This is a genomic window from Nocardioides sp. (assembly GCA_037045645.1).
In the GTDB taxonomy this organism is placed as follows: Bacteria; Actinomycetota; Actinomycetes; order Propionibacteriales; family Nocardioidaceae; genus Nocardioides.
Genome location: JBAOIH010000004.1, coordinates 45,814 through 67,919 on the forward strand (window position 1 = coordinate 45,814; position 22,106 = coordinate 67,919).

Below are 22,106 nucleotides of genomic sequence, written 5' to 3' on the forward strand. Positions count from 1 at the left end.
CGCCGCGCCTGAGCTGACGCAGTCGCTCGGCAGTCAGCTGCCGCTGTTGATCATGCCGGCACCGACGGTGACGCCGGTGGCTTCGTCGATCAGGATGAACGAACCGGTCGTACGGTTCTTGGCGTACGGGTCGCACAGCAGCGGGACCGTGGTGCGCAATTGCACCCGACCGATCTCGTTGAGGCCCAACTCGTTGCTCTCCTGGTCGCGGTGCAAGGTGTTGATGTCCAGGCGATATTGGATGTCCTTGACCATCGCGCGCCCCATGCGGGTCGTGTGCTTGATCGCCAGTTTCTGACGCGGCTTCAGCGGCGTGTTGGTCATCCAGCAGATCATCGCGTCGATGTCCTGGCTGGGGGTCGGTGCGTTCTTGACGCGCGCGATCATGTCACCGCGCGAGACGTCGACGTCGTCGGCCAGACGGACGGTGACCGACATCGGCGGGAACGCCTCCGTGATCTCCTTGTCGAACAGGTCGATGCCCTCGATCGTCGAGGTCATGCCGCTCGGCAGCACGACGACCTCGTCGCCCGGCTTGAGCACACCGCCCGCGACCTGACCGGCGTACCCACGGTAGTCGTGGTAGGCGTCGGACTTGGGGCGTACGACGTACTGCACCGGGAAGCGGGTGTCGACGAGTTCTCGGTCGGAGGCCACGTGCACGTGCTCGAGGTGATGCATGAGTGTCGGGCCGTGGTACCAGGGCATGTTGGTGCTGCGCTCGACGACGTTGTCGCCCTGGAGAGCGGAGATCGGGATGACCTCCAGGTCCGGGATCGACAACTTCGTGGCGAATTGCGTGAACTCGTTGTGGATCCGCTCGTACGTCGACTCGTCGTAGTCGACCAGATCCATCTTGTTGATCGCCAACACCAGGTGCGGCACGCGCAGCAGCGACAGCAGCACCGCGTGGCGACGCGACTGCTCGGTGAGGCCGTGGCGGGCGTCCACCAGAACCAGGCCCAGGTCGGCGGTCGACGCCCCGGTCACCATGTTGCGGGTGTACTGGATGTGGCCCGGGGTGTCGGCGATGATGAACTTGCGAGTCGGCGTCGCGAAGTAGCGGTAGGCCACGTCGATGGTGATGCCCTGCTCGCGCTCGGAGCGCAGACCGTCGGTCAGCAGCGCGAGATCGGTGTAGTCGTATCCCTTGGACTGCGAGGACGCCTCGACGGCTTCCAACTGGTCCTCGAAGATCGACTTGGAGTCGAGCAGCAGGCGACCGATCAGGGTCGACTTGCCGTCATCCACCGAACCTGCCGTGGCGAAACGGAGCAGATCCATGGGGGCGCGGCCCTCGTGCTCGTGGGTGTGCTGAGCCATCTCGCCCATCAGAAGTAGCCTTCCTTCTTGCGGTCTTCCATCGCCGCTTCGGAGAAGCGGTCGTCGCCTCGGGTGGCGCCTCGCTCGGTCACTCGGGCGATCGCGATCTCGTCGATGATCTTCTCGATCGTGTCGGCCTCGGACTCGACCGAGCCGGTCTGGGACTTGTCGCCCACCGTGCGGAAGCGGACGCGGCGACGCTCGATCTTCTCGTTGCCCTTGGGCTGCACCACCTCGGAGGCGGACAACAGCATGCCGTCACGCGCGATCACGTCGCGTTCGTGCGAGTAGTAGATCGACGGGATCTCGATGCCTTCGCGGCCGATGTAGTGCCACACGTCGAGCTCGGTCCAGTTGCTGATCGGGAAGATCCGCATGTGCTCGCCCTCGTGCAGGCGGCCGTTGTACAGGCTCCACAACTCGGGGCGTTGGTTCTTGGGGTCCCACTGACCGAACTCGTCACGGTGGGAGTAGACCCGCTCCTTGGCGCGCGCCTTCTCCTCGTCGCGGCGACCGCCACCGAAGGCGGCGGTGAAGCCGTTCTCCTCGATCGCGTTGAGCAGGGTGCCGATCTGGAGTCGGTTGCGGCTGGTCTTGCCGTCGTCGGTGACGATGCCGTCGGCGATCGCCTGGTCGACGCTGGCCACGATCAGGCGTACGCCGAGTCGCTCGACCCAACGGTCGCGCGTCTGCAGCACCTCGTCGAAGTCGAGTCCGGTGTCGACCTGCAGGACCGGGAACGGGATCTTCGCCGGGTGGAAGGCCTTCTCGGCCAGTCGCAGCATGACGATGGAGTCCTTGCCGCCGGAGAACATCAGGACCGGCTTCTCGAACTCGGCCGCGACCTCGCGGAAGATGTGGATCGACTCGGCTTCGAGTTGGTCCAGTTGGCTGAGCTGATAATCGGCGTGGGTTGCTGGCGCTGCACTCATCTGTGGTGGATGCCTCTCCTTTTGCTCCGACCTGCATGCTATCGGTGTGCCCTGGTTCTGCGAGAATCGCACGAACGTCTCGGGGGGAGTGGGTTAACGAGTCGCCATGAGTCGAAGTAGTCGCCGCGCAGCCGCGCCGAGCCGTCGCCGTTCTCGCATTCTTCGGTGGGTGCTGGCGGGCTTGGTGATGGTCGGCGTCGCGCTGGTCTTGTTGGCCCTTCCGCTGCGCGGGCTGGCCAGTGATTCACGCAACGCAGAGTCTGAGCTCAGACGTTCGGTCGAGGCGCTGAAGTCAGGCAATCTGCGTGTGGCGCGCCGCCACCAGGTCGCCGCGCAGAGGTACGCCGACGAGGCCTCCGAGACCAGTGAGGGGCTCGGCGCGCGGGTCTGGTCGTGGGTGCCCGTGGTGGGCGGTGGCGTACGAGATGCCCGCCATCTGGTCGCCGCGATGGCGGCCAGCACGAGTGCGGTCGGCGGGGCAGTGGAGGTCTATCCCCAGGTCATGTCGGACGACGGAGGACTCGTCGAGGACCGCAACATCGACCTCGGGCTCCTCGACTCGGTCCTGAAGGAAGCCGACCGGGTGGGCGGCGAACTCGTCAGCGCTCGTGACGAACTGGCGCAGGTCGAGGGTGACGCTCCCTTCCTCGGTGCCCAGATCCGCGACGCCCGAGACCGGGCCCAGCGCCAGATCGATCCTGCGGCAGCGAAGTTCGAGCGCTTCCAGCCGATGATGGACGGATTGCCCGATGTGCTGGGCGCCTCTGGGCCCCGCTCCTACATGGTGATGATCAGCAACCCCGCCGAGTTGCGCTACTCCGGGGGAGCCGTGCTCACAGGGACTCGGGTAACCGCGCGTGACGGACGCATTCGAGTCGAGGAGGCCGGCAGTCTGACCGAGTTGCCAGAGACGCGTGGTCTGAGCTGGCCGAAGGTCGAAGGCAACGTGTTCCACCGCAATGGTGAGGCGCTGCCGCTGCAGAACGCCACCTTGAATCCGAACTGGTCGATCTCGGGAGAGGAGTTCCTCCGAGGCCTGCAGGTGGCATCGGGTGCAGACCACGACGGGCTGATCGTGGTGGATGCGCAGGCACTGGCCCGGCTGCTGGCTGTCACCAATCCGATCGAGCACGCGGTCTACGGAACCCTGACGGCGGACAACTTCGTCAAGACGGTGTCGGGAAGCTACGACACCTATCCCGACGTCGAGCAGCGCAGGGCGAACAACCAACTCCTCGCGAGCGCTTTCACCGACCGACTGCTCGACGGCGGCGACTTCGTCGACAAGTTCCTGGCGTTGGGGCAGGCGGCGGGAGCGCGTGAGTTCGCGATGTACCTGCGCCCCGAGGGCGAGCAGAGGATGATCGAGGAACTCGGGGTCTCCGGCGATCTTCACCAGGGTGGGAGTGGGGACTACTTCTCCGCGCAGAGCCAGAACACCAACATCTCCAAGGTCGACTACTACCAACGGCGCGATGTCACCTCGAACGTGCGCCTGCGTGCCGACGGGTCGGCCGAGGTCGACCTCCAGATCGTCGTCCACAACGACACGCCGCCCTACGTTGGTCCCGAACCGGATCCGCGGATCCGCAGTTATCAGACGCGGTGGGCCGGGTTGTCTCTTGCGGCCTTCCTGCCCGAGCGGATGCACCTGGAGTCGATGAGCCTGGACGGCAAGCAGGTGCCGACCCCGCATGTGGGCAGGACTGGGACCCAATCCTTCGTGCGCCAGTCCTTCACCCTCGCGCCAGGAGCCAGCGCGACCATGCGCATGCGCTACACGGTGCCTGACGCCGCGCGAGTCTCGGGCGACGAGTTGGTGTACTCGCTCTCGGTCGATCCGCAGGGGCTGGTTACTCCGGCCGCACTGGACGTGTCCGTCCGGGTGCCGAAGGGGTACGCCGCCCAGCACCTGCCCGAGGGTTGGCGCGCCCGCGGGAACACGCTGCGCTACGTCTCGCAGCGTTGGGAGCAGTCCGCTTCCTGGTCGCTGCCCCTGCAGCGTTAGCCGGCTTCGGTACGAGCACGCCGGCCGCGGCTGCGGGAACGGTCCTCGTCGTACCTGTAGTAGTACTGCTGCTTGTAGTAGTCCGAGGTGGTGCGCCGGCGGGTCACCCGGTTGAGGACGACGCCTAGGACCCGTCCCTGCACGTTGGTCAGGTTGTCGAGCGCCGCCTCGAGGTGCGTGTCGAGGGTCCGGCCGGCGGAGACGACGACCAGTGCCCCGTCACTGGCTCGGGTGAGCACCGCAGCGTCGGTGACGGGCAGCAGTGGCGGAGCGTCCACGATCACCATGCTGGTCCGAGACAACGCTCTCAGGAGTTTGCGCATCGCTTTGGAGCCCAACAACTCGCTGGGGTTGGGAGGCCGATTGCCCGCGGGAAGTACGCGAAGTGTGGTCAGGGTCGGGTGTTGCTGAAGCGCGTCATCGAGGGAAACCCGGGCTGCGAGCACGTCGGTAAGGCCCACCTCGCCGGGAAGGTCCAGCGCCTTCGCAACTCTGGGACGGCGCAGATCGCCGTCGATCAGCGTGACTGGTTGGCCACTGACGGCGATCACCGCCGAGAGATTCGCGGCCACCGAGGACTTGCCGTCGCCTTGGCTGGGGCTGGTCACCACGATGATCCGGGGTGGGTTGTCCACGTCGAGGTAGGAGATGTTGGTGCGGAGCTTGCGGAATCCTTCGGCGGCCTGAGTCGACTTCTCCTGGGCACGGCCGGTGGCCACGATGCCCAGATTCCTGCCGACACCGGCGATCTCGGGGATGCTCGCCACGGTGCTGGTGCCGAGTCGGGTGATCTGCTCCGACGACCGGATGCGACGGTCGAGTTGGTTGCGGCCCGTCGCGTACGCGGTGCCGAGGATGGCGCCGAGCAAAGCACCGATCAGGGCATTGCGCAGCGGCTGCGGCGAGATCGGCGCGGTGGGGAGTTCGGCGGAGGCGCTCGGCTCGATGCTGATGGTGGATTCCTGCTTGGAGCCGCCCCGGTTCTCGACCTGATGTACGCGGTCGGCCAAGGCCTGCACCCACGTGTCAGCCAGGGCTTGGGCTTCCTGAGGGGTGGGGCCTGTCGCGGTGATCTGCAGATTCACCGTGTCGGGGGGTTGCTCGATATCGATCCTGCCAGCGAGTTGAGAAGGGGAATCTGTCAGGCCGAGCCGGCTGGCCACCATCTGAGATGTGGTGCGGTCTGTCGCGAGCACGACGTAGGACTTCACCCGGGACTTGGCCAGGCTGTCACCCAGGCTCTCCAGGCCGGCGTCGCCGACGGTGCCGGTGGTGACGAAGCCGGTGGAGACGGCCGCGTAGACCTTCGGCTGGGCAAGGCTCCACGACAAGGCCAGCAGGGCTGTCGCGATCACGCAGCACAGCGCGCCCAGCCAGTGATTTCGCAGGATCCGCCAGTAGTCCTTGAATTCCATCGTCGGCCACTCAACTCTGGCGCTTCATGCCGTAGATCCCGGGACGGTAGGAGGGGTCCTCAAGCTCGGCAACCGTGGGGGAGCCGAACATCGGCAGGCCCTGAGTCCTTCGGATTGCTCCCCAGATCAGCGGGACGAGCACGACCATGGCCAAACCGATGCCGGCGATCAGCATCGGGTGGGTTTGATCTTCACCCGCCCCCAACGGCGCCCAGCCGGCCTTGTCGAGCAGTGCCACACCCGACATCGTCAACACGATGACGATCGCGCGGCGGATCACCGACTGGGGCACCCGCGGTGCGATGCGCGCACCGAGCAGAGTGCCGGGGACCGACCCGAGGACGAGGGGGATCAAGAGGGCCCAGTCGAGACCGTGCAGCGCGATGTTGGAGACCGCTGCGGCGAAGACCAACGGGACGGCCTGCACGAGATCGGTTCCCACGAGTCTGACTGCGGCGAGCCCCGGATAGAGCATGAGCAGCGCGATCATGATCACCGAGCCCGAGCCCACGCTGGTGATTCCGACCAGGAGGCCCCCCAGGGCACCCACCAGTAGCGTGGGGAGCGGACGGATCGTCGGATTGGCGTCGGTGGGACCGTCGCCGCGGCGGACCCGCACCAGGTTGATCAGCAGGCGCAGCGCATAGGTGACCGCCGCGAGCAAGAGCGCGAAACCGATGCAGAGCTTGAGTGTCGCGTCCAGGTCCCCATGGTTGCCGACAAGTGCGTTGAGCACCCATGGCCCGGCCAGCGCAGTCGGCACGGAACCCAGGATCAACCACTTGGCCATGGTCAGGTCTGGCGACCCCTGCCGCCCGTGCTGGATGGCGCCACCGGTCTTGTAGATCGCGGCGGCGGTGAGGTCGGCGGTCACCACGGTCGCCGCGTCACCCACCCCGAGGAAGATCAGCGCGGGCGTCATCAACGCCCCACCGCCCATGCCGGTGAGGCCGACGACGATGCCGACGAAAAAACCGGCAAGCAGGATCGAGATGAAGGCGCCGGTGATCAGATCAGCCACGGCAGGAGCCTAGACCCAGCGTGGCCCAAATTCCGCCTCCGGGCTAGCGAGCCGCCCGCCGGCCGACCTTGCCGCTCTCAGGCGTGTCGGAACTCTTGCGGCTGCGCTTCTTGTCTCGCGACTCGTAGTCGTAATAGCCGTACTCGTGGTAGGTGCCTGGAGTCGTGGTGCGCTTGGAGACGCGGCCCATGATGATGCCGAGGACCCGGCCGCTGACGCGCTCGAGGACGCCCAGCGCAGCGGTGAGTTCGGTGTCCACGGTCTTGCCGGTAGACACCACCACGAGTGCTCCATCGGCGATCCGGGCCAGCACGGCCCCATCGGTGACGGGCAGAAGCGGTGGGGCGTCGACGATGACCATGCCGGTTTGTGAAAGTTCGGCGAGCAACTCACGCATCGCGTTGGAGCCCAGCAACTCGCTGGGGTTGGGCACTCGGGTGCCGGAGGTCAGCACGCGCAACTGACCCTCTTGGGCGTCGACGTTCAGGGCCTCGCTCAGCGGGACCCGCCCGGCCAGGACGTCGCTGACACCGACGGAGTTGTCGAGCTTGAGCATCTTGGCGACGCGGGGACGGCGCAGGTCGCCTTCCAGGAGGAACACCGGCTGGCCCGCGTGCGCGATGGCAAGTGCGAGCGACGCGGCGATCGTGGACTTTCCGTCACCCTTGCTGGGGCTGGTGACCACGATGACGCGCGGCGGGTGGTCGACGTCCATGAAGGACAGGTTCGTACGCAACTTGCGAAACGATTCGGCGGCGAGGCGCTCGGTGGTGGTCTGAGGATCCGTCACGAGTTGACGGGGCTCGGTCGTGTCCCCGCTGCCAAGCGCCGGAACGGAGGCGACCACCGCGAACCCGGTGTCCTTCTCCACCTGGGAGGCGGTACGCAGTCGACGGTCGAGACGGTGGCGGGTAATGCTGTACGCCAGTCCGAGAGCCAACCCGACCAGCGACCCCAGGATCACATTGAGGGGGATCTTGGGGGAGGTCGGCGCGGTGGGCAGCGCGGCGGTCTGGTTGGGGAGCAACCGCATGGCGGCCTTGCCGGTGCCAGAGGGGTCCTCGAACTCCCTGACGCTCTTGCTCAGGGCCTTGACCCAGGCGTTGGCCAGTTCCTGGGCGCTCTCGGGGGTCCTGGCGTTCACCGTAATGCCCAGCAGGACCGTGTCGGGCCGCTGCTCGACGGTCACGTTGCTGATCAGCTCTTCGGGGCTTTCGGTCAGGTTGAGGTCGTCGATCACGAACTCCGCCGTCTGACGGTCGGTGGCCAGGCCCACGTAGGACTTCACGCGTGACTTGGACAACACGTCGTTGACGTTGGCCATGCTCGGGTCGGCTGCAGTGGTGCCCGAGGTGACGAATCCGGTCGCGGTCGAGGCATAGACCTTGGGTTGCGCCAGGCTCCACGCGAGTGCCAGCAGCGCGCCGAGGATCACGAACGCCACGATGGATCGCCAATACGCTCTCACGATGACGAGGTAGTCGTGCAGTTCCATCCGTGTCTCCCCATGGGCCTAGACTTCGCTGCCATGTCAGGCAGTTCGGTCCATCCCGCTGCGTGCGTCGATCTGGTGGCGATCGAGGTGCCGGTCCGGCTCGAGTTCACCGAGCGCACCCGGTGGTTGGTCGACGGCATCCTAACCGGCTGGGCGGATTGCGCCGCACTCGCGGTGGAGCCCACCACTCCGGCGCCTGAGACGGTCATCACGTTGATCGACCCCGACGAACTCCAAGACCTGCCGGACGTCGCCTCGGCGCTCGTGGTTCGCGACGAGCGTGCGGCACTGACCGACCTCGCCTCGCGCATCACGATTGCGGCCATCGGAGTGCGCGGCGGTGAGCTCGTCTTGCTGCACGGCTGTGCTGTCGCCGACCCCCGGACAGGAGCGGTCGCCGCCTTCGTCGCGCCCTCGGGCACGGGGAAGACGACCTTCTCGCGTACCCTCGCCGGCAAGTGGAGTTATGTCACCGACGAGACCGTCGCAGTCGAGTTCGACGGCGTCGTACGCCCGTACCCGAAGCCGCTGTCCATCATCGAAGAGGGCTATTCGGCAGGCACCAAGACCCAAACCCCGGTGGGCTCGCTCGGGATCGAGGTGGCTGAACATCCCGCACTGCGCCTGTGCGCGCTGTCCCTGCTCGACCGCCAACCCGATCACGAAGGGGTTACCGTGACAAAGATCGACACGGTCGACGCTCTTGCGATGCTGGCCCCGGAGTCTTCCTACCTGACCAGGATCCCCAAGCCGATGCATACGCTCGCGGCACTGATCGACGGTGCGGGTGGGTTGCAGCGGCTCACCTATGCCGAGGTTGCCGACCTGGAGCCCGTGGTCGCCGCGCAACTTGCGAGGCTCTCGTGAGCGACCAGACGTACCTTCGGCAGCCCGTGTTGGACGAGTACGTCGCCGGGGGAAGGCGTGCGGTCTTCGTCGACTCGAAGGTCGTCGTGCTGTCGGAGATCGGGCACGTCGTGCTGGAAGCGATCGATTCGGGTCGCACCGACTTCGAGTCGATTCGCGCCCACTTGATCGACGAGTTCGGTCAGCCGGAGGGACTCGACGTCGATGATCGAGTAAGGCAGGTGCTCACCGAACTCGCAGACTCGGGCATCGTCCAGCGGCCGACTCAGGTGGCCGAGCTTGACGACTCCCGCCAGGCCTAGACGCCGAGCCGGGCGTGGGCCGTTGCCAACCGGCCCAGACGTTCACGACGACGCGCTCAGGCGCTGCACGACCGACGTCACGAGTCGGTCGATCTCGTCGCGCGCAGTGGCCGCAGCCGCCGAACCCTTGCGATAGGGATCAGCCACATCCAGGGACTTGTCGACGGCGGTGCGGTGCTCCGCGGCGTACGCCAAGAGATCCCAGCCTCGCTCCGGCCGGCCGGCCGTGTCTCGCACGAACTGTCCGATCGTGAAGACCTTGCGGAAAGCCCCGGGGAACTCCTCGATGATGTATTTCCGGTGGGCTGCCTCGGCGGTGAGGATCAGGTCGGCCGAGTCGATGATCGGTCGTTCGATCCGACGGCTTCGGAAGCCACTCGCATCCTCGCCCACCGCCGCCGCCATCGTGGCGTCCATCTCGTGGTCCACGAACCCGTGGGTGCCCGCACTGGCGAATGCGAGGTCGGTGCCGTCGCCGACCAGGGCCCGCGCCATGAGTTCCATGCTGGGGGAGCGGCAGATATTGGCCGTGCAGACGAACAGGACGCGCAGCGGATGATCGGGAGAATGGACGGCCGCTCCTTGCGGAGCAGAACTCGGCTCGTCGGTCGGCGCCGGGGATGGTGCCTCATCGCCGAGCAGGTCGATGTACCCCTCGTCTCGCAGTGCCACCAGCACGTCGCCCAGTGCCTCGGTGACCGAACGGCGCGTCGTGTCCACGCGGACATCGGCGTCCTGGGGCTCTTCGTACGGCGAGGAGATCCCGGTGAACTCCGGGATCTCGCCGCGGCGCGCCTTGACGTACAGCCCCTTGCGGTCGCGGCGCTCGCACTCGGCCAATGGTGTGGCGACGTGGATCAGGAAGAAGGCCCCCCCGGCTGCCTCCACCATCGCGCGGACCTGCTGGCGGGTCTGGTCGAAAGGCGCGATCGGGCTGCACACGGCGATCCCTCGGTGCCGGGCGATCTCCGCGGCTACCCAGCCGATCCGACGGATATTGGTCTCGCGGTCCTCCTTGGAGAAGGTCAGCCCCGCCGACAGGCTGCGGCGCACGACGTCCCCGTCGAGGCTCGTCACCGTCCGGCCCCCTTGTTCCAGGAGCCGATCCATCAACGCTTGGGCGAGGGTGGACTTGCCGCTCCCGGAGAGGCCGGTGAAGAACAACACCAGACCCTGCTCGTCGGCGGGTGGCTGGTCCTCGTCGATGATGCGCGCGATCTCGTCGGGGTAGTCGTCGTCGCCCTCGGGTAGGGCATGGATCGGGTCACCTTGGGCGAGGTTCTCCAAGATCTGAGTGCCCAGGTCGTGATCGACGGCCGCGTCACCGTGCGCGGCCAGGGGCACCGCCACGACATCGGCGACGGGCAGCATCGCCGCGGCCTGCTTGGTGGCGCGAAGCAGCGCGACCGGTGACAGGGAGGCCGTGCCCTCGCCAGCCAACGCGACCAGGACGATCGCGCCGAAGCCACGAAGGGCAGCCAGGTGGTGCTGGGTCAAAGGGTCCGCCACCGCGACGAACGTACGACCCGCGTAGCGTGCGCGCACCTGCTCGACCGAGAGGTAGAGGTCGCGGAAGGGGCCGTGCTGGGCGTGGGTCAGCGGTTCGACCGTGCCGTCGGCCGCCACGACCGCGAGGGGCAGGCCCTCCGCATCGACGATCTCCACCTCACGACCGGTCAGATCGGCGGGCAGGGACAGCGTGACGGGGCTGCCGGGGTGATTGACCTTGCGCAGTGGGCTCAACATCCCCGTGGTCAGGAGTTCTAGATCCTGGAGTTCGCGGAATGTGGGGTGGTGCTGCGGGCGACTGGTCGTGAGGTCGTGGGCCACGCGCCAATCCTGCCAGCCGTCTCCGGTGAGCGGGCTAGGGTGCCCGTGTGTCTGGTCAGGAAGCCGAATCTGCCCCCGTCGTGGTCGCCGAGATCGTGCGCTCCGGATTCGTCGAGGGCGATCATCGCGGCTCGGTCGTCGCGCTCGATCCCGACGGCCGCGTGACGCGGTCCCTGGGCGTGATCGACAAGCCGATCCTGGCCCGCTCGTGCAACAAACCCCTCCAGGCGCTCGGCATGGTGCGCTTGGGGCTCGACCTGCCGCCCGATCTGCTCGCCTTGGCATGTGCCTCACACTCGGGCGAGACGTTCCACCTTGAGGGCGTGCGGCGGATCCTGGCCTCCGCGCGGTTGGACGAGACACACCTTCGTACGCCTGCCGACTATCCGCTGGACGATCAGGCGCGCGAGGACTGGATCCGCGCCGGGGGCGGCAAGGCGCCGATCTGCATGAACTGCTCGGGCAAGCACGCGGCGATGCTGGCGACCTGCGTACGCAACGGGTGGGATCTGGAGTCCTACCGAGCTTCCCGACCACCCACTGCAGGTGGCGCTCGGTGCGACCTTCGCCGAGATGACGGGGGAAACCCACCCTCAGCGACCGGTCGACGGGTGCGGGGCACCGATCTTCGCCACGAGCCTGACCGGGCTCGCACTGGCGTTCTCGCGCCTCGTGCGCGGTCTCGATGGCCAAGACGTCGCGGATCCGGATGCCGCGCGAGTGCGCGACGCGATCGTGGCCCACCCGGAGATGGTCTCGGGCACCACCCGCGACGAACTGGCACTGCTGCGCGCACTTCCGGGTGCGATCGGCAAGGCGGGCGCCGAGGCGTGTTATGCCGTCGCGCTGCCCGACGGACGGGCGTTCGCCCTCAAGATCGACGACGGTTCGCCGCGCGCGCGACCAGTGGTGATGGCGGCGGTGCTGGCCCAAGCCGGACTGGACAGTGACGCGGTCGCCGCGACGGGGAGTTGGCCACTGCTGGGCGGCGGTCGGCCGGTCGGCGAGGTCCGTGCCACCCTGTGACTCGACTCACGCTTGCTGAGTTTGCGTATTGCTAACTTTTGTTAGCACAATGGAGGCATGGGCAGGAGCAAAGTCGGGCTGACGGTCGAGTCGCTCGGTGACTATCTCAAGGCGCAGCGCCTTGAGTCGCGGCTGTCCTTGCGTCAGCTCGCGGAGCAGGCGGGGGTGAGCAACCCGTACCTGAGCCAGATCGAACGCGGGCTGCGCAAACCGTCGGCCGCAGTGCTCCAGGAGATCGCCAAGGCGTTGCGCATCTCGGCCGAACAACTCTATGTCCGGGCGGGGCTGCTCAACCCAGACGAGGAGACGGTGGACCCCGCGCGCAGTGTGGAGTTGGCCGTACTCGCGGACTCAGGGCTGACCGAAAGGCAGAAGCAGTCCTTGCTGGACGTGTACGCCTCGTTCCTGGCGCTGAACGCCAAGGGCGATGACACGGAGACCGAAAGCCCCCCCACGAAGCCTGCTCGCCAGGCGAAGACCAAAAAGACATCCACCAGCAACACCAAGAAATGAAGGAGAGGGTCATGGCGACCAAGAGCCGTGCAAAGTTCGACCTCAAGACCGAGGCCACCCGTCCGCTCTACGCCTACGTCGGTGCGACCGACCTGGCCGTCGAGACCGTCCGTGACTACGTTGCCGACCTCGGCAAGCGCGCCGCTGACGTGCAGAAGAGCGTCACCTCGTTCGACGCCAAGTCGCTGCGCGAGCAGGCCGTGAAGGCCGTGAGCGTGCGCGTCGAGGAACTGCAGAAGGACGCCAAGGCCCGCCGCGCCGACATCGAGAAGCGCGTCGCCGACCTGCGCAAGGACGCCGAGGAGCTTCCGACCCGGATGCAGTCCAGCGTTGACGAGAACGTCAAGGTCGTGGGCGACGCGTACGGCGACCTGGTCAAGCGCGGCGAGTCCCTCGTGAGCCGCATCCGCAACCAGGCCAGCACCCAGGAAGCTGTCAAGGGCGCCAAGACCACCGTCGCCAAGGCCAAGACCACCGCGACGCAGGCCAAGAAGGCCGTCGACGCCGAGGTCACGGCGACCAAGAAGGTTGTCACCGCCGAGGTCGCCGAGGCCAAGAAGGCTGTTGCCGACGTGCAGGCCACCGTCAAGAAGGCCGCCAAGAAGGCGCCGGCTCGCAAGGCCCCCGCCAAGAAGACCACCGCGGCCGAGCGCAGCGCCAAAGCGACCGTGACGTCTGCTCGCAAGACCGCGGCTGCTGCCGCGAAGGCAGTCGTGGACGCCGCCGAGAAGATCGGCGACTGACCCTGGCGGATGCCGCTGTGGTCTGCCACACACTCTCGGCCCACGGCCGGGCACTCGTTGCCTGACCGTGGGCCGAGTCCAATTCTGCGGCTCCTCTGCGGGGTGCAATTGCACCTAGAGTTAAAAGGTGGGGGTTTGGCTGAACCCCCCAATGAGCCAGTCCTATACTCGCTAAGCCGTTCGTCAGCAGGAAAGTGGTGGGATGAGCCGGATCATCGACCAGGTGCGTCGTTACTACGGACCGTTGATCGTCGGGTTCGACGCCACAATGTGGCTTGTCGCCTCCGCCGCCGCCGCGCTGTTGCGCTATTCCCGACCGGGTGACATTCCCTGGATGTGGGCGCTGGGCCTGGGTGTGGCCTGTGCCGTGGTGTACCTCGTCATCGGAGTGCCGTTGCGGCTGCACCAAGGCCGCGCTCGGACCGCGAGCTTCGATGAGTTCAGGTTGATCGGCGCGGTCGCCGGGGTGACCGGCGTACTGGTCTTCCTCGGCAACGTGGTGCTCAATCTCGGTGACGGCTCCCGAGCGGTCCCGCTCATCGCGGCACTCGCCTTCATGTCGCTCTCCATGGGGGGCAGGACGTTGTGGCGACAGGTCAGGACGAGGGAACGACTGCGCGCGAAGGGCGGTACGCCCGCACTGGTCGTCGGTGCCGGGGATGCCACCATCGACCTGATCAAGTCGATGCAGCGCGATCCGCTGCACCAGTGGGACCCGGTCGGCGTCATCGACGACGACCCCCGCAATCGACATCTGGTCCTCGAGGGCAGGAAGGTCGTCGGCACCGTCGACCAGATCCCCGAGAAGGTACGCCTGCTGCAGGCCGAGGCGGTGATCTTGGCCAATCCCGCGGCGGATCGCGAACTGGTCCGACGGGTCAACCTGGCCACCGACGAGGCGCAGGTGCCGCTGAAGACGGTGCCGTCCACGGCCGAGATGCTGACCGACCGGGTGGGGATCCGCGATCTGCGCGACATCAACCTCACCGATGTTCTCGGGCGCAATCAGCTCGACACCGACGTCGGCGCGATCGCCGGCTATCTGCGTGGCAAGCGCGTCCTGGTGACCGGTGCCGGTGGGTCCATCGGCTCGGAATTGTGCCGGCAGATCAATCGTTTCGAGCCGGCCGAGTTGATGATGCTCGATCGAGACGAGTCGGCCCTACACGCGGTGTCGCTGTCGATCCACGGGCGGGCGCTCCTTGACGGCACCGACGTGGTGCTGGCAGACATCCGTGACGTCCGCTCGCTCTATCGGATCTTCACCGACCGCCAACCCGAGGTCGTCTTCCACGCCGCTGCTCTCAAGCACCTGCCGATGCTGGAGCAATACCCCGCCGAGGCGATCAAGACCAACATCATCGGCACCCGCAACGTGCTCGACGCCGCACTCGCCGTCGGGGTGCAACGATTCGTCAACATCTCCACGGACAAGGCCGCCAATCCGTCCTCGGTCCTGGGTTACAGCAAGCGTATCGCGGAGCGGCTCACGGCCTCGTACGCCGACCTGAATACGGGGGCGAGCCTTCTCTCGGTCCGCTTCGGCAATGTGCTGGGGAGTCGCGGGTCGGTGTTGACCGCCTTCGCGGACCAGATCGCCAAGGGGGGTCCGGTCACCGTGACAGATCCCGGGGTCACCCGCTTCTTCATGACGATCGAGGAGGCATGTCAGTTGGTCATCCAGGCCGGCGCGATCGGCACGCCCGGTGAAGCCCTGGTGTTGGACATGGGTGAGCCGATCAGCATCCTCGCAGTCGCCGAGCAGTTGATCGAGCAGTCCGGCCGTCGGATCGAGATCGAGTTCACCGGGCTCCGACCCGGCGAGAAGATGCACGAGGAACTCTTCGCCGACTCCGAGCCACAAGACGTACGCCCCACCCACCCGCTTATCTCGCACGTGCCCGTGCCGCGCATCGCCGACGACATCATCGACTCGCTACCTCGCCTCGGGGGTGCTCAGGAGGTCACCGAGCTGCTCGCGCGACTGTGTGATGAGGAGCAGGCGCCGAGTCCGGCGCCGACCGCAGGCCCGGCGAGGACACCGTCAGTGACAGCAACTGGCTGACCGGCGACGTGGTGGAGCGACCACGCGGCTACACTCACAGCCGCATTGCCCGTCTGCTTTCCACCACTCTGGAGTCTCGTTGTCGCTCGAATCAGCAGATCGCCCCTGGGGCTCGTGGCACGTGCTCCACGAGGCCGAGGGTTTCAAGGTCAAGCGGATCGACGTGCTGCCCGGTCAGCGGCTCAGTTATCAGACGCACGCCCACCGGTCGGAGCACTGGGTGGTCGTGGCAGGAACCGCCACGTGTGTCATCGACGGCGAGACGGTCGTGGCCGAGACCGAGCACTCGATCGATGTGCCGCTAGGGGCTGCCCACCGCATCTGCAACGAGCACGACGAATTGCTGGTGATCGTCGAGGTCCAGCATGGGCACTATCTCGGTGAGGACGACATCGTCCGGCTCGAGGACGACTACGGCCGTCACGACTAGTTCACCGGCGTTCTCGGGCAGGTAAGGTCCGCACCGGTGCCGGCTGAGCCGTTCGGCAGGGCCCCGGAACGCAGGTAGCGCCCGACGGCGTCCTGGAGGCAGTTGCCGCCAGCCTTCGTCGCTCGTGTCGTCACGGTGCCTCGGGTCACCACCAGGGCGGAATCCGGCAGTTTCGCCCGTACGCTCAGCGCTCCCGGGAGTGGATTCTCGGGATCCAACTGCGACTGCACCAGCAGCGCGCCCGACTCGATCTGCGTCAGATCGATCGGTGCCGCGGAACCGGCCGGGACCGGCCAGTCGCGACACGGCAGTCCCCGCCACGTCTCACGCCACGAGAATGCCGGCACCCGTGGTGCGGCGGTAGGAGTCCCGGTCCAGCCTTCGAGTTCGGCGGGCCACGCGGGGATCGCGTCGGAGGCGGTAGCGGTCTGCCAGGTGCCGCCTCGGAACTGCGCGGCCAGGACGCGTCCGGAGCGCGAGAAGACCCGGCGGAAGCCCTCGCCGCGCACGCCCGCCGGGCCGTCGGCACGCAAGGTGATCTTCGCGGTGTTGCCATCGGTCGCGACCACGTAGGGGACGTGTCCCGCCTCGGCGATGAAGGCGATGTGAGCCAGACCCGTCACGTCGTCGTAGGTGCCGTCGTAGGCGAAACCGTACGCGTTGGTCTGGGACGCCCCCTCCGCCATCCAGAGAGTCTCCACCCGCGCGGGCGCATCCCTACGCGAGATGGCGAGTCCATCCGGCACCCCGTCGCTTCCGAAGATCATCCCTCGGGGAGTAGCCAGGGCGAACGTCGGATTCCTGTTGTCCGATGCGGTGACCCAGGAGCGGCCGAGATCGTCGCTGAATGCCACTCGGGCCGCGTTGTCCACGCCGGGGGCATGCCACGCGATCCAGATCCGATCCCCCGCCCACGGATCGAAGGTCGCGAAATGCAGATGGGTCGTGTCGTTCGTCTGGCCGACCTCGGCTGCCTTCTGCTCCAGGTCGTAGATCACCGACCAGGTCAGGCCGCCATCGGTCGAAAGCCAGACGAATCGACTCCCGGTGAAGGGTGGAGCGCCGACATACGAGGTGGCCACCACCTTCGAACCGTCCGTGTTGGTGTTGACGCCCCACGAATAGAACGTGGAACGACCGTCCAGTCGCAGCGTCGTACTGAGCCTCGCGGTTGCGGGGGACGCCGACCAACCTGTCGAACGCAGCACGCGGTAGGCGCGTACGAGCAGGATCTCGCCGCCCGGGGCGTCCAGGATCTTCACGACTGCGCCGCCGTCGACGCCCAGATCGCGTACGGGCTGCCAGGTGGCGCCCATGTCCGAACTCGACATCAGCATGTTGGCAGACGTGCCGTAGAGCCGGCCGTCCTTGAGCAGGCCGATCGGCGCCGTGGGCGAGGATGTCAAGGGGCCGAATCCGCCGGTCGGCAGAGTCTGTGGGTTGTCGGTGCAGGTCGTCGCCATCCGCACGGCGTACCCGTTCTCACCCCCGCTCGCACGCAGCGTCCGGCGATAGAGCCGGACGGCCTGGCGTGGTCTGCCCTGCTTGAGTTCGGCGAGTGCGGCGCTGGTCGGGGCCCAGGCTGCGGCATCGGCGAGCGCGGGCGCAACGATGTCCGCGACATCGGCCGACCCCAGGCGCGCGGTGCCCGGCATCGCGATCAGGCGTTGGATGATCCGCGCCGACGCGGTGGGCGTACGGCCGAGGTGATAACGCTTCGCGCGACGAGACACCCAACGTGTCAACCGGTTCCAGGCGGGGGTGAGCGCACCTGTCTGGGCGCGCAACTGGTCGTAGGCCGCGATCTCCGGATCGCGGGCACCGTCGAGGATCAGGCGGCGTACCCGATCGGGAAACTGTGCGGCGTAGAGCTCGCCGAGGTGCGTTCCGTAGCCCACGCCGTAGAAGTTCACCTGGTCGACGCCCAGCGCCTGCCGGATCGACTCGAAGTCGCGCACCGTGTCCAGCGATCGCAGGTGACCCAGCAGATCTCGAGCCGTGGCGGAACTGCAACGCTGGGCGTACGCGGCACTGCGCGCAACCCAGGGCGAAGCGGCGGCTGCCTGGGCGGGTGGGTAGGCCGGCCGGCCCCGCTTGAGATAGCCCGCGTCGCAGGCCAGACGCGGGCGGCTGGCGCCGACGCCTCGGGTGTCGATGCCGATCCAGTCGTACGACCGGGCGATCTTGCCCGCGATCTGCTCTCCCTCCAACGCCATCGTGAGCCCCGGCAGCCCCGGTCCGCCCGGGTTGGTCAACACCACGCCTCGAAAGCGCTTGGCCGTGTGCGCCACTCGAGACAGGGCCAGCACCAAGGTCGCGCCGGACGGGTTGTCGTAGTCGAGCGGGACGCGCAGCGTCGCGCACCTGGCCTTGGCTTTGCGCAGGGCCGGGCGCGCACACCGGCGCCAGGTCACGGCGCGCGGCGTCGTCGTGCTGCCCACGGTGGACACCTGCGAGGCGACCGCCTGCCCTTGCGGGGAGATCACGGCACACACGCCCAGGACGAAGAGCAGAGTCAGGACCTTCCGCAGGCCCACCGGTACGCACCACACGAACGGGACACTCTCACAGGCCACCGACATGCGTTAACCCGGTCAGGCCAGATAGCGATCCAGTGCCGTGTGGGCGTCCTGCGAGACGAAGCCGGTCGCTTCGAGCTTGGCCAACGACATCCGCGAGCCCAGGGGGCGCGGTGCGAACGGCTTGCCTTGGGCGAGCACGCCGGCTGCGTACGAGGCGGTGTCGGTCGCGCTGACGTCGTCGACGTGGCGACCGCAGCGCGCGAACACCGCCTTGGCCCAGCCCGCCCACGACAGGTTCTCGCCGCCGTTGGTGACGTTGTAGATGCCGTGTTCGGCACCTACGTCGAGCAGGTGCCGGGTGGCGCGCGAGAGCTCGGAGGTGAACGTCAGGCGTCCGATCTGGTCGTCGACGACGCTGGGGGAGACCCCGTTGGCAGCGAGCGTCGCCATGGTGCGGACGAAGTTGTGGCCCTCGCCGATGACCCAGGTCGTACGCAGGATGTAGTGGCGCGGCGCCGTGGCGACGGCCAGATCACCCGGCTGCCTTGCTCTGTGCCGTAGACACCGAGCGGGGACAGGGGCTCGTCCTCGGTGTGTTCCTGCGCGGTCCCGTCGAAGACGTAGTCGGAGGAGTAGTGCACCAGCGTCAGGTTGTGCGCGGCCGCGACCCGCGCCAGCGTCGCGGGTGCAGTGGCGTTGGCGGCCCAGGCCGCGACTCGGCCCTCGTCGGTCTCGGCCGCGTCGACGGCCGTGTAGGCGGCGGCGTTGAGGATGGTGGCGTACTCGTGCCACGGCCAGGCGGCGACCGCGGCCGGCATCGGAGACGTCGAGCGCCTCCACGCCGTCCTCGGCGACCAGGTCGACCAGCGTCGAGCCCGGGAAGTCGCGCCTGCAGCGCGCGGCCGAGCTGGCCGTTCGCCGCCGATGATCAGTGTCTTCTTGGCTGCCATCGGCGTGACGTCGGCCAAGCGCGGAGTGGCGAGGTCCTTGTCGGAGATCTCGACCTCGGCGGAGTCCAGGGGGATCGGCCAGGCGATCGCCACGGTCTCGTCGGCGAGGTTGAGCGCGGGGTAGGTGACGCCGGCTCGCCAGTGTTCGTTGACCAGGTAGGTGTACGCGGTGCTCGTCCTCCAGGGTCTGGTAGGAGTTGCCGACACCGCGCGGGACGAAGACCGCCACGCTCGGGTCGACTTCGAGCGTGAACGACCGTGCCGAACGTGTCGCCCGTCGCGCAGGTCCACCCAGGCGCCGAAGATCCGCCCGGTCGTCAGCGAGATGAACTTGTCCCACGGCTCGGCGTGGATGCCCGCGGGTCGCGCCGCGGCGCGGCGTTGAAGGAGACGTTGTTCTGCACCGGTCCGAAGTCGGGCAGGCCGAGCGCGACCATCTTCTCGCGCTGCCAGTTCTCCTTGAACCAGCCGCGGGCGTCGCCGTGCACAGGCAGGTCGTACGACCAGCAGGCCCGGGATCGGCGGTGGTCTCGACGGTCAGCTCGGTCCATCACTGGCCCTGTCTTGCGCGTACGCTGGCCTCGGTCGCCGTCCTTGGCCGGGCGCCACCACGCCTCGTGCTCGCGATACCACTCGATGGTGTCGGCCAGGCCGGACTCGGAAGTCGCTGGAACCGCGGCTCCCACCCGAGTTCGTGTGCGCAGCTTGGTCGACGTCGATCGCGTAGCGCAGGTCGTGGCCCGGCGCGGTCGGTGACGTGGTCGAACGCGTCCGCGGGCTCGACCCATCAGCGTCGAGGATCAGCTCGATCACCGTCGAGGTTGTTCTTCTCGCCGTCGGCACCGATCAGGTAGGTCTCGCCGATGCGGCCCTTCTCGAGGATGCGTCAGCACCGCCGACGTAGTGGTCGTCGGCGTGGATCCAGTCGCGCACGTTCTCGCCGGCGCCGTAGAGCTTGGGGCGGATCCCGTCGATCACGTTGGTGATCTGACGCGGGATGAACTTCTCGACGTGCTGGTACGGGCCGTAGTTGTTCGAGCAGTTGGAGATCGTCGCCTGCACGCCGAACGAGCGCACCCACGCGCGCACGAGCAGGTCCGAGCCGGCCTTCGTGGACGAGTACGGGCTGACGACGGGTTGTAGGGCGTGTCCTCGGTGAAGCGCTCGCCGGATCGTCGAGTTCGAGGTCGCCGTACACCTCGTCGGTGGAGATGTGGTGGTAGCGCTTGTCGTGCTTGCGGACCGCCTCCAGCAAGCGTGAAGGTGCCGATCAGGTTGGTCTGCACGAACGGCGACGGGTCGTCGAGGCGAGTTGTCGTTGTGCGACTCCGCGGCGAAATGCACGATCGCGTCGCGCCTGGGCCACCAGCGCGTCGACCAGCGTCGGCGTCGGCGACATCGCCGACCACCAGGCGTACGCGATCCGCCGGGCAGACCCGCCAGGAGGCCTCGCGCGACGCGGCGTAGGTCAGCTTGTCGAGCACGGTCACGCTGCGCGTCGGTGTGGTCCATGCAGGTGGTGGACGAAGTTGGCAGCCGATGAAGCCGGCGCCGCCGGTCACGAGAAGCGTCTGACATGGCGCCGGAGTCCTACGGCTCGCGGTACGACGTGGCTCGGCCCTAGGGATGGCGTCATGCGCGGCATCATCCTGGCAGGCGGCACGGGCATCGCGACTGCACCCGATCACGCAAGGCATCAGCAAGCAGTTGATGCCCGTCTACGACAAGCCGATGATCTACTACCCGCTGTCGACGCTGATGCTCGCAGGCATCCGCGACGTCCTGGTGATCACCACCCCGCACGACGCGGAGAGTTTCGAGCGGCTGCTCGGCGACGGGTCCCAGTTCGGGATCTCGATCACCTACGCCGCAGCAGCCCGCGCCCGATGGTCTGGCGCAGGCCTTCACTGATCGGCGCGGAACACATCGGCGACGGTTCGGTCGGCCTCGTCCTCGGCGACAACATCTTCTACGGCACCGGCCTGGGCACTCAGCCTGCGTTCGCTTCGAGTCGACATCGACGGGGGCGGCCGTCTTCGCCTACCACGTGGCGGATCCCACGGCGTACGGCGTCGTGGAGTTCGACGCCGCCGGCCAGGCCCTGAGCCTGGAGGAGAAGCCGAGCGAACCACGCAGTCGAGCTACGCCGTGCCCGGCCTCTACTTCTACGACAACGAGCGTCGTCGAGCATCGCGGCAGGGCTGAAGCCGTCGGCGCGTGGTGAGTACGAGATCACCGACCTCAACCGGATCTACCTCGAGGCGGGCACGCTGCAGGTGGAGGTGCTCGCCGCGAGGCACTGCGTGGCTGGACACCGGGACTTTCGATTCGCTCAACGACGCCTCCAACTTCGTGCGTACGATCGAAGGTCGCCAAGGCATGAAGATCGGCTGTCCCGAGGAGATCGCCTGGCGGCTGGGCTTCCTCAGCGACGACGACCTGGCGCGGGTCGCCGAGCCGTTGCGCAAGAGCGGCTATGGCGAATATTTGCTGGGACTGCTGCGCCACCGCCGCTGATCGGGGCCCGTACGCGCACTCTCCTCGTGCGGTCATCCACAGGCCGAAGCGCCCTCGGTTTGCGCCGCCCTCGTGCGGACACGACTTTCGCAATCAGGCCCGGCGGGTGGTCCACCATCCGTTCGGCAGGCGAGCGGGAGGCAGATC

The 22,106-nt window shown here is 67.4% G+C and carries 19 protein-coding genes and 2 pseudogenes; 10 read left to right on the plus strand and 11 right to left on the minus strand.

Annotated features, from left to right (window positions below; genetic code table 11):
• Positions 1 to 33 precede the first annotated feature (33 nt).
• Both V9G04_13450 and cysD read right to left on the minus strand, forming a co-directional pair.
• On the minus strand, positions 34 to 1,332 hold the full coding sequence (locus V9G04_13450; GenBank protein ID MEI2714260.1) for a GTP-binding protein: 1,299 nt from the start codon (positions 1,330 to 1,332) through the stop codon (positions 34 to 36).
• Positions 1,332 to 2,255: a sulfate adenylyltransferase subunit CysD gene (gene cysD, locus V9G04_13455; protein ID MEI2714261.1), complete on the minus strand. Its 924-nt coding sequence runs from the start codon at positions 2,253 to 2,255 to the stop codon at positions 1,332 to 1,334. The genes V9G04_13450 and cysD overlap by 1 nt, the downstream gene beginning before the upstream one ends.
• Before the next feature lie 169 nt (positions 2,256 to 2,424).
• Here cysD and V9G04_13460 point away from each other — a divergent pair, with 169 nt between their 5' ends.
• Positions 2,425 to 4,263, plus strand: coding sequence for a DUF4012 domain-containing protein (locus V9G04_13460; protein MEI2714262.1), 1,839 nt, complete (start codon positions 2,425 to 2,427; stop codon positions 4,261 to 4,263).
• Here V9G04_13460 and V9G04_13465 read toward each other — a convergent pair.
• The 3 genes from V9G04_13465 to V9G04_13475 are packed head-to-tail and all read right to left on the minus strand — an operon-like array spanning position 4,260 to position 8,194.
• Positions 4,260 to 5,678 carry a polysaccharide biosynthesis tyrosine autokinase gene (locus tag V9G04_13465; protein MEI2714263.1) on the minus strand — a complete coding sequence of 473 codons (1,419 nt, stop codon included), beginning with the start codon at positions 5,676 to 5,678 and terminating at the stop codon, positions 4,260 to 4,262. The two genes, V9G04_13460 and V9G04_13465, sit on opposite strands and share 4 nt — an antisense overlap.
• Positions 5,679 to 5,688: 10 nt before the next feature.
• Positions 5,689 to 6,699 carry a sulfite exporter TauE/SafE family protein gene (locus V9G04_13470; protein MEI2714264.1) on the minus strand — a complete coding sequence of 337 codons (1,011 nt, stop codon included), beginning with the start codon at positions 6,697 to 6,699 and terminating at the stop codon, positions 5,689 to 5,691.
• Positions 6,700 to 6,742: 43 nt separating this feature from the next.
• Positions 6,743 to 8,194 carry a polysaccharide biosynthesis tyrosine autokinase gene (locus V9G04_13475; GenBank protein ID MEI2714265.1) on the minus strand — a complete coding sequence of 484 codons (1,452 nt, stop codon included), beginning with the start codon at positions 8,192 to 8,194 and terminating at the stop codon, positions 6,743 to 6,745.
• A 33-nt stretch (positions 8,195 to 8,227) separates the two neighbouring features.
• Here V9G04_13475 and V9G04_13480 point away from each other — a divergent pair, with 33 nt between their 5' ends.
• Positions 8,228 to 9,061, plus strand: coding sequence for a hypothetical protein (locus V9G04_13480; protein MEI2714266.1), 834 nt, complete (start codon positions 8,228 to 8,230; stop codon positions 9,059 to 9,061).
• Positions 9,058 to 9,363, plus strand: a complete 306-nt coding sequence (locus V9G04_13485) for a PqqD family protein (protein MEI2714267.1) — start codon at positions 9,058 to 9,060, stop codon at positions 9,361 to 9,363. The genes V9G04_13480 and V9G04_13485 overlap by 4 nt, the downstream gene beginning before the upstream one ends.
• 42 nt (positions 9,364 to 9,405) lie before the next feature.
• Here V9G04_13485 and cysC read toward each other — a convergent pair whose 3' ends face one another.
• The gene (gene cysC / locus V9G04_13490) at positions 9,406 to 11,193 is read right to left on the minus strand and encodes an adenylyl-sulfate kinase (protein ID MEI2714268.1); all 1,788 of its coding nucleotides are present in this window, start codon (positions 11,191 to 11,193) and stop codon (positions 9,406 to 9,408) included.
• A 95-nt stretch (positions 11,194 to 11,288) separates the two neighbouring features.
• On the opposite strand from cysC, the pseudogene V9G04_13495 reads away from it, so the two are divergent.
• The 6 genes and pseudogenes from V9G04_13495 to V9G04_13520 all read left to right on the plus strand — a co-directional run bounded on the left by V9G04_13495 (position 11,289) and on the right by V9G04_13520 (position 15,970).
• A pseudogene (locus V9G04_13495) lies at positions 11,289 to 11,657 on the plus strand (asparaginase).
• An 82-nt stretch (positions 11,658 to 11,739) separates the two neighbouring features.
• Positions 11,740 to 12,219: an asparaginase gene (locus tag V9G04_13500; GenBank protein MEI2714269.1), complete on the plus strand. Its 480-nt coding sequence runs from the start codon at positions 11,740 to 11,742 to the stop codon at positions 12,217 to 12,219.
• A 57-nt stretch (positions 12,220 to 12,276) separates the two neighbouring features.
• Entirely contained in the window at positions 12,277 to 12,732 is a 456-nt protein-coding gene (locus V9G04_13505; protein ID MEI2714270.1) for a helix-turn-helix transcriptional regulator, read from the plus strand.
• A gap of 11 nt (positions 12,733 to 12,743) precedes the next feature.
• A complete protein-coding gene (locus V9G04_13510; protein MEI2714271.1) occupies positions 12,744 to 13,475 on the plus strand; it encodes a hypothetical protein in 732 nt (243 codons plus the stop codon).
• A 202-nt stretch (positions 13,476 to 13,677) separates the two neighbouring features.
• Complete coding sequence (locus tag V9G04_13515) at positions 13,678 to 15,540, plus strand: nucleoside-diphosphate sugar epimerase/dehydratase (protein MEI2714272.1); 1,863 nt, start codon at positions 13,678 to 13,680, stop codon at positions 15,538 to 15,540.
• A 79-nt stretch (positions 15,541 to 15,619) separates the two neighbouring features.
• Positions 15,620 to 15,970 carry a phosphomannose isomerase type II C-terminal cupin domain gene (locus V9G04_13520; GenBank protein MEI2714273.1) on the plus strand — a complete coding sequence of 117 codons (351 nt, stop codon included), beginning with the start codon at positions 15,620 to 15,622 and terminating at the stop codon, positions 15,968 to 15,970.
• On the opposite strand, the gene V9G04_13525 is transcribed toward V9G04_13520, so the two are convergent.
• The 5 genes from V9G04_13525 to V9G04_13545 all read right to left on the minus strand — a co-directional run bounded on the left by V9G04_13525 (position 15,967) and on the right by V9G04_13545 (position 21,020).
• Positions 15,967 to 18,507 carry an alpha/beta fold hydrolase gene (locus V9G04_13525; GenBank protein MEI2714274.1) on the minus strand — a complete coding sequence of 847 codons (2,541 nt, stop codon included), beginning with the start codon at positions 18,505 to 18,507 and terminating at the stop codon, positions 15,967 to 15,969. The genes V9G04_13520 and V9G04_13525 overlap by 4 nt on opposite strands.
• Before the next feature lie 57 nt (positions 18,508 to 18,564).
• Positions 18,565 to 18,993, minus strand: a complete 429-nt coding sequence (locus tag V9G04_13530) for a sugar nucleotide-binding protein (protein MEI2714275.1) — start codon at positions 18,991 to 18,993, stop codon at positions 18,565 to 18,567.
• Entirely contained in the window at positions 18,879 to 19,649 is a 771-nt protein-coding gene (locus V9G04_13535; protein ID MEI2714276.1) for a sugar nucleotide-binding protein, read from the minus strand. Before V9G04_13535 ends, V9G04_13530 begins: the two co-directional genes overlap by 115 nt.
• A 110-nt stretch (positions 19,650 to 19,759) precedes the next feature.
• Complete coding sequence (locus V9G04_13540) at positions 19,760 to 20,128, minus strand: hypothetical protein (protein ID MEI2714277.1); 369 nt, start codon at positions 20,126 to 20,128, stop codon at positions 19,760 to 19,762.
• A gap of 160 nt (positions 20,129 to 20,288) precedes the next feature.
• A complete protein-coding gene (locus V9G04_13545) occupies positions 20,289 to 21,020 on the minus strand; it encodes an NAD-dependent epimerase/dehydratase family protein (GenBank protein ID MEI2714278.1) in 732 nt (243 codons plus the stop codon).
• A gap of 56 nt (positions 21,021 to 21,076) precedes the next feature.
• Between V9G04_13545 and rfbA the strand changes: the two are divergent.
• Positions 21,077 to 21,959: pseudogene (rfbA, locus tag V9G04_13550) on the plus strand (glucose-1-phosphate thymidylyltransferase RfbA).
• The last annotated feature ends 147 nt before the right edge of the window (positions 21,960 to 22,106 follow it).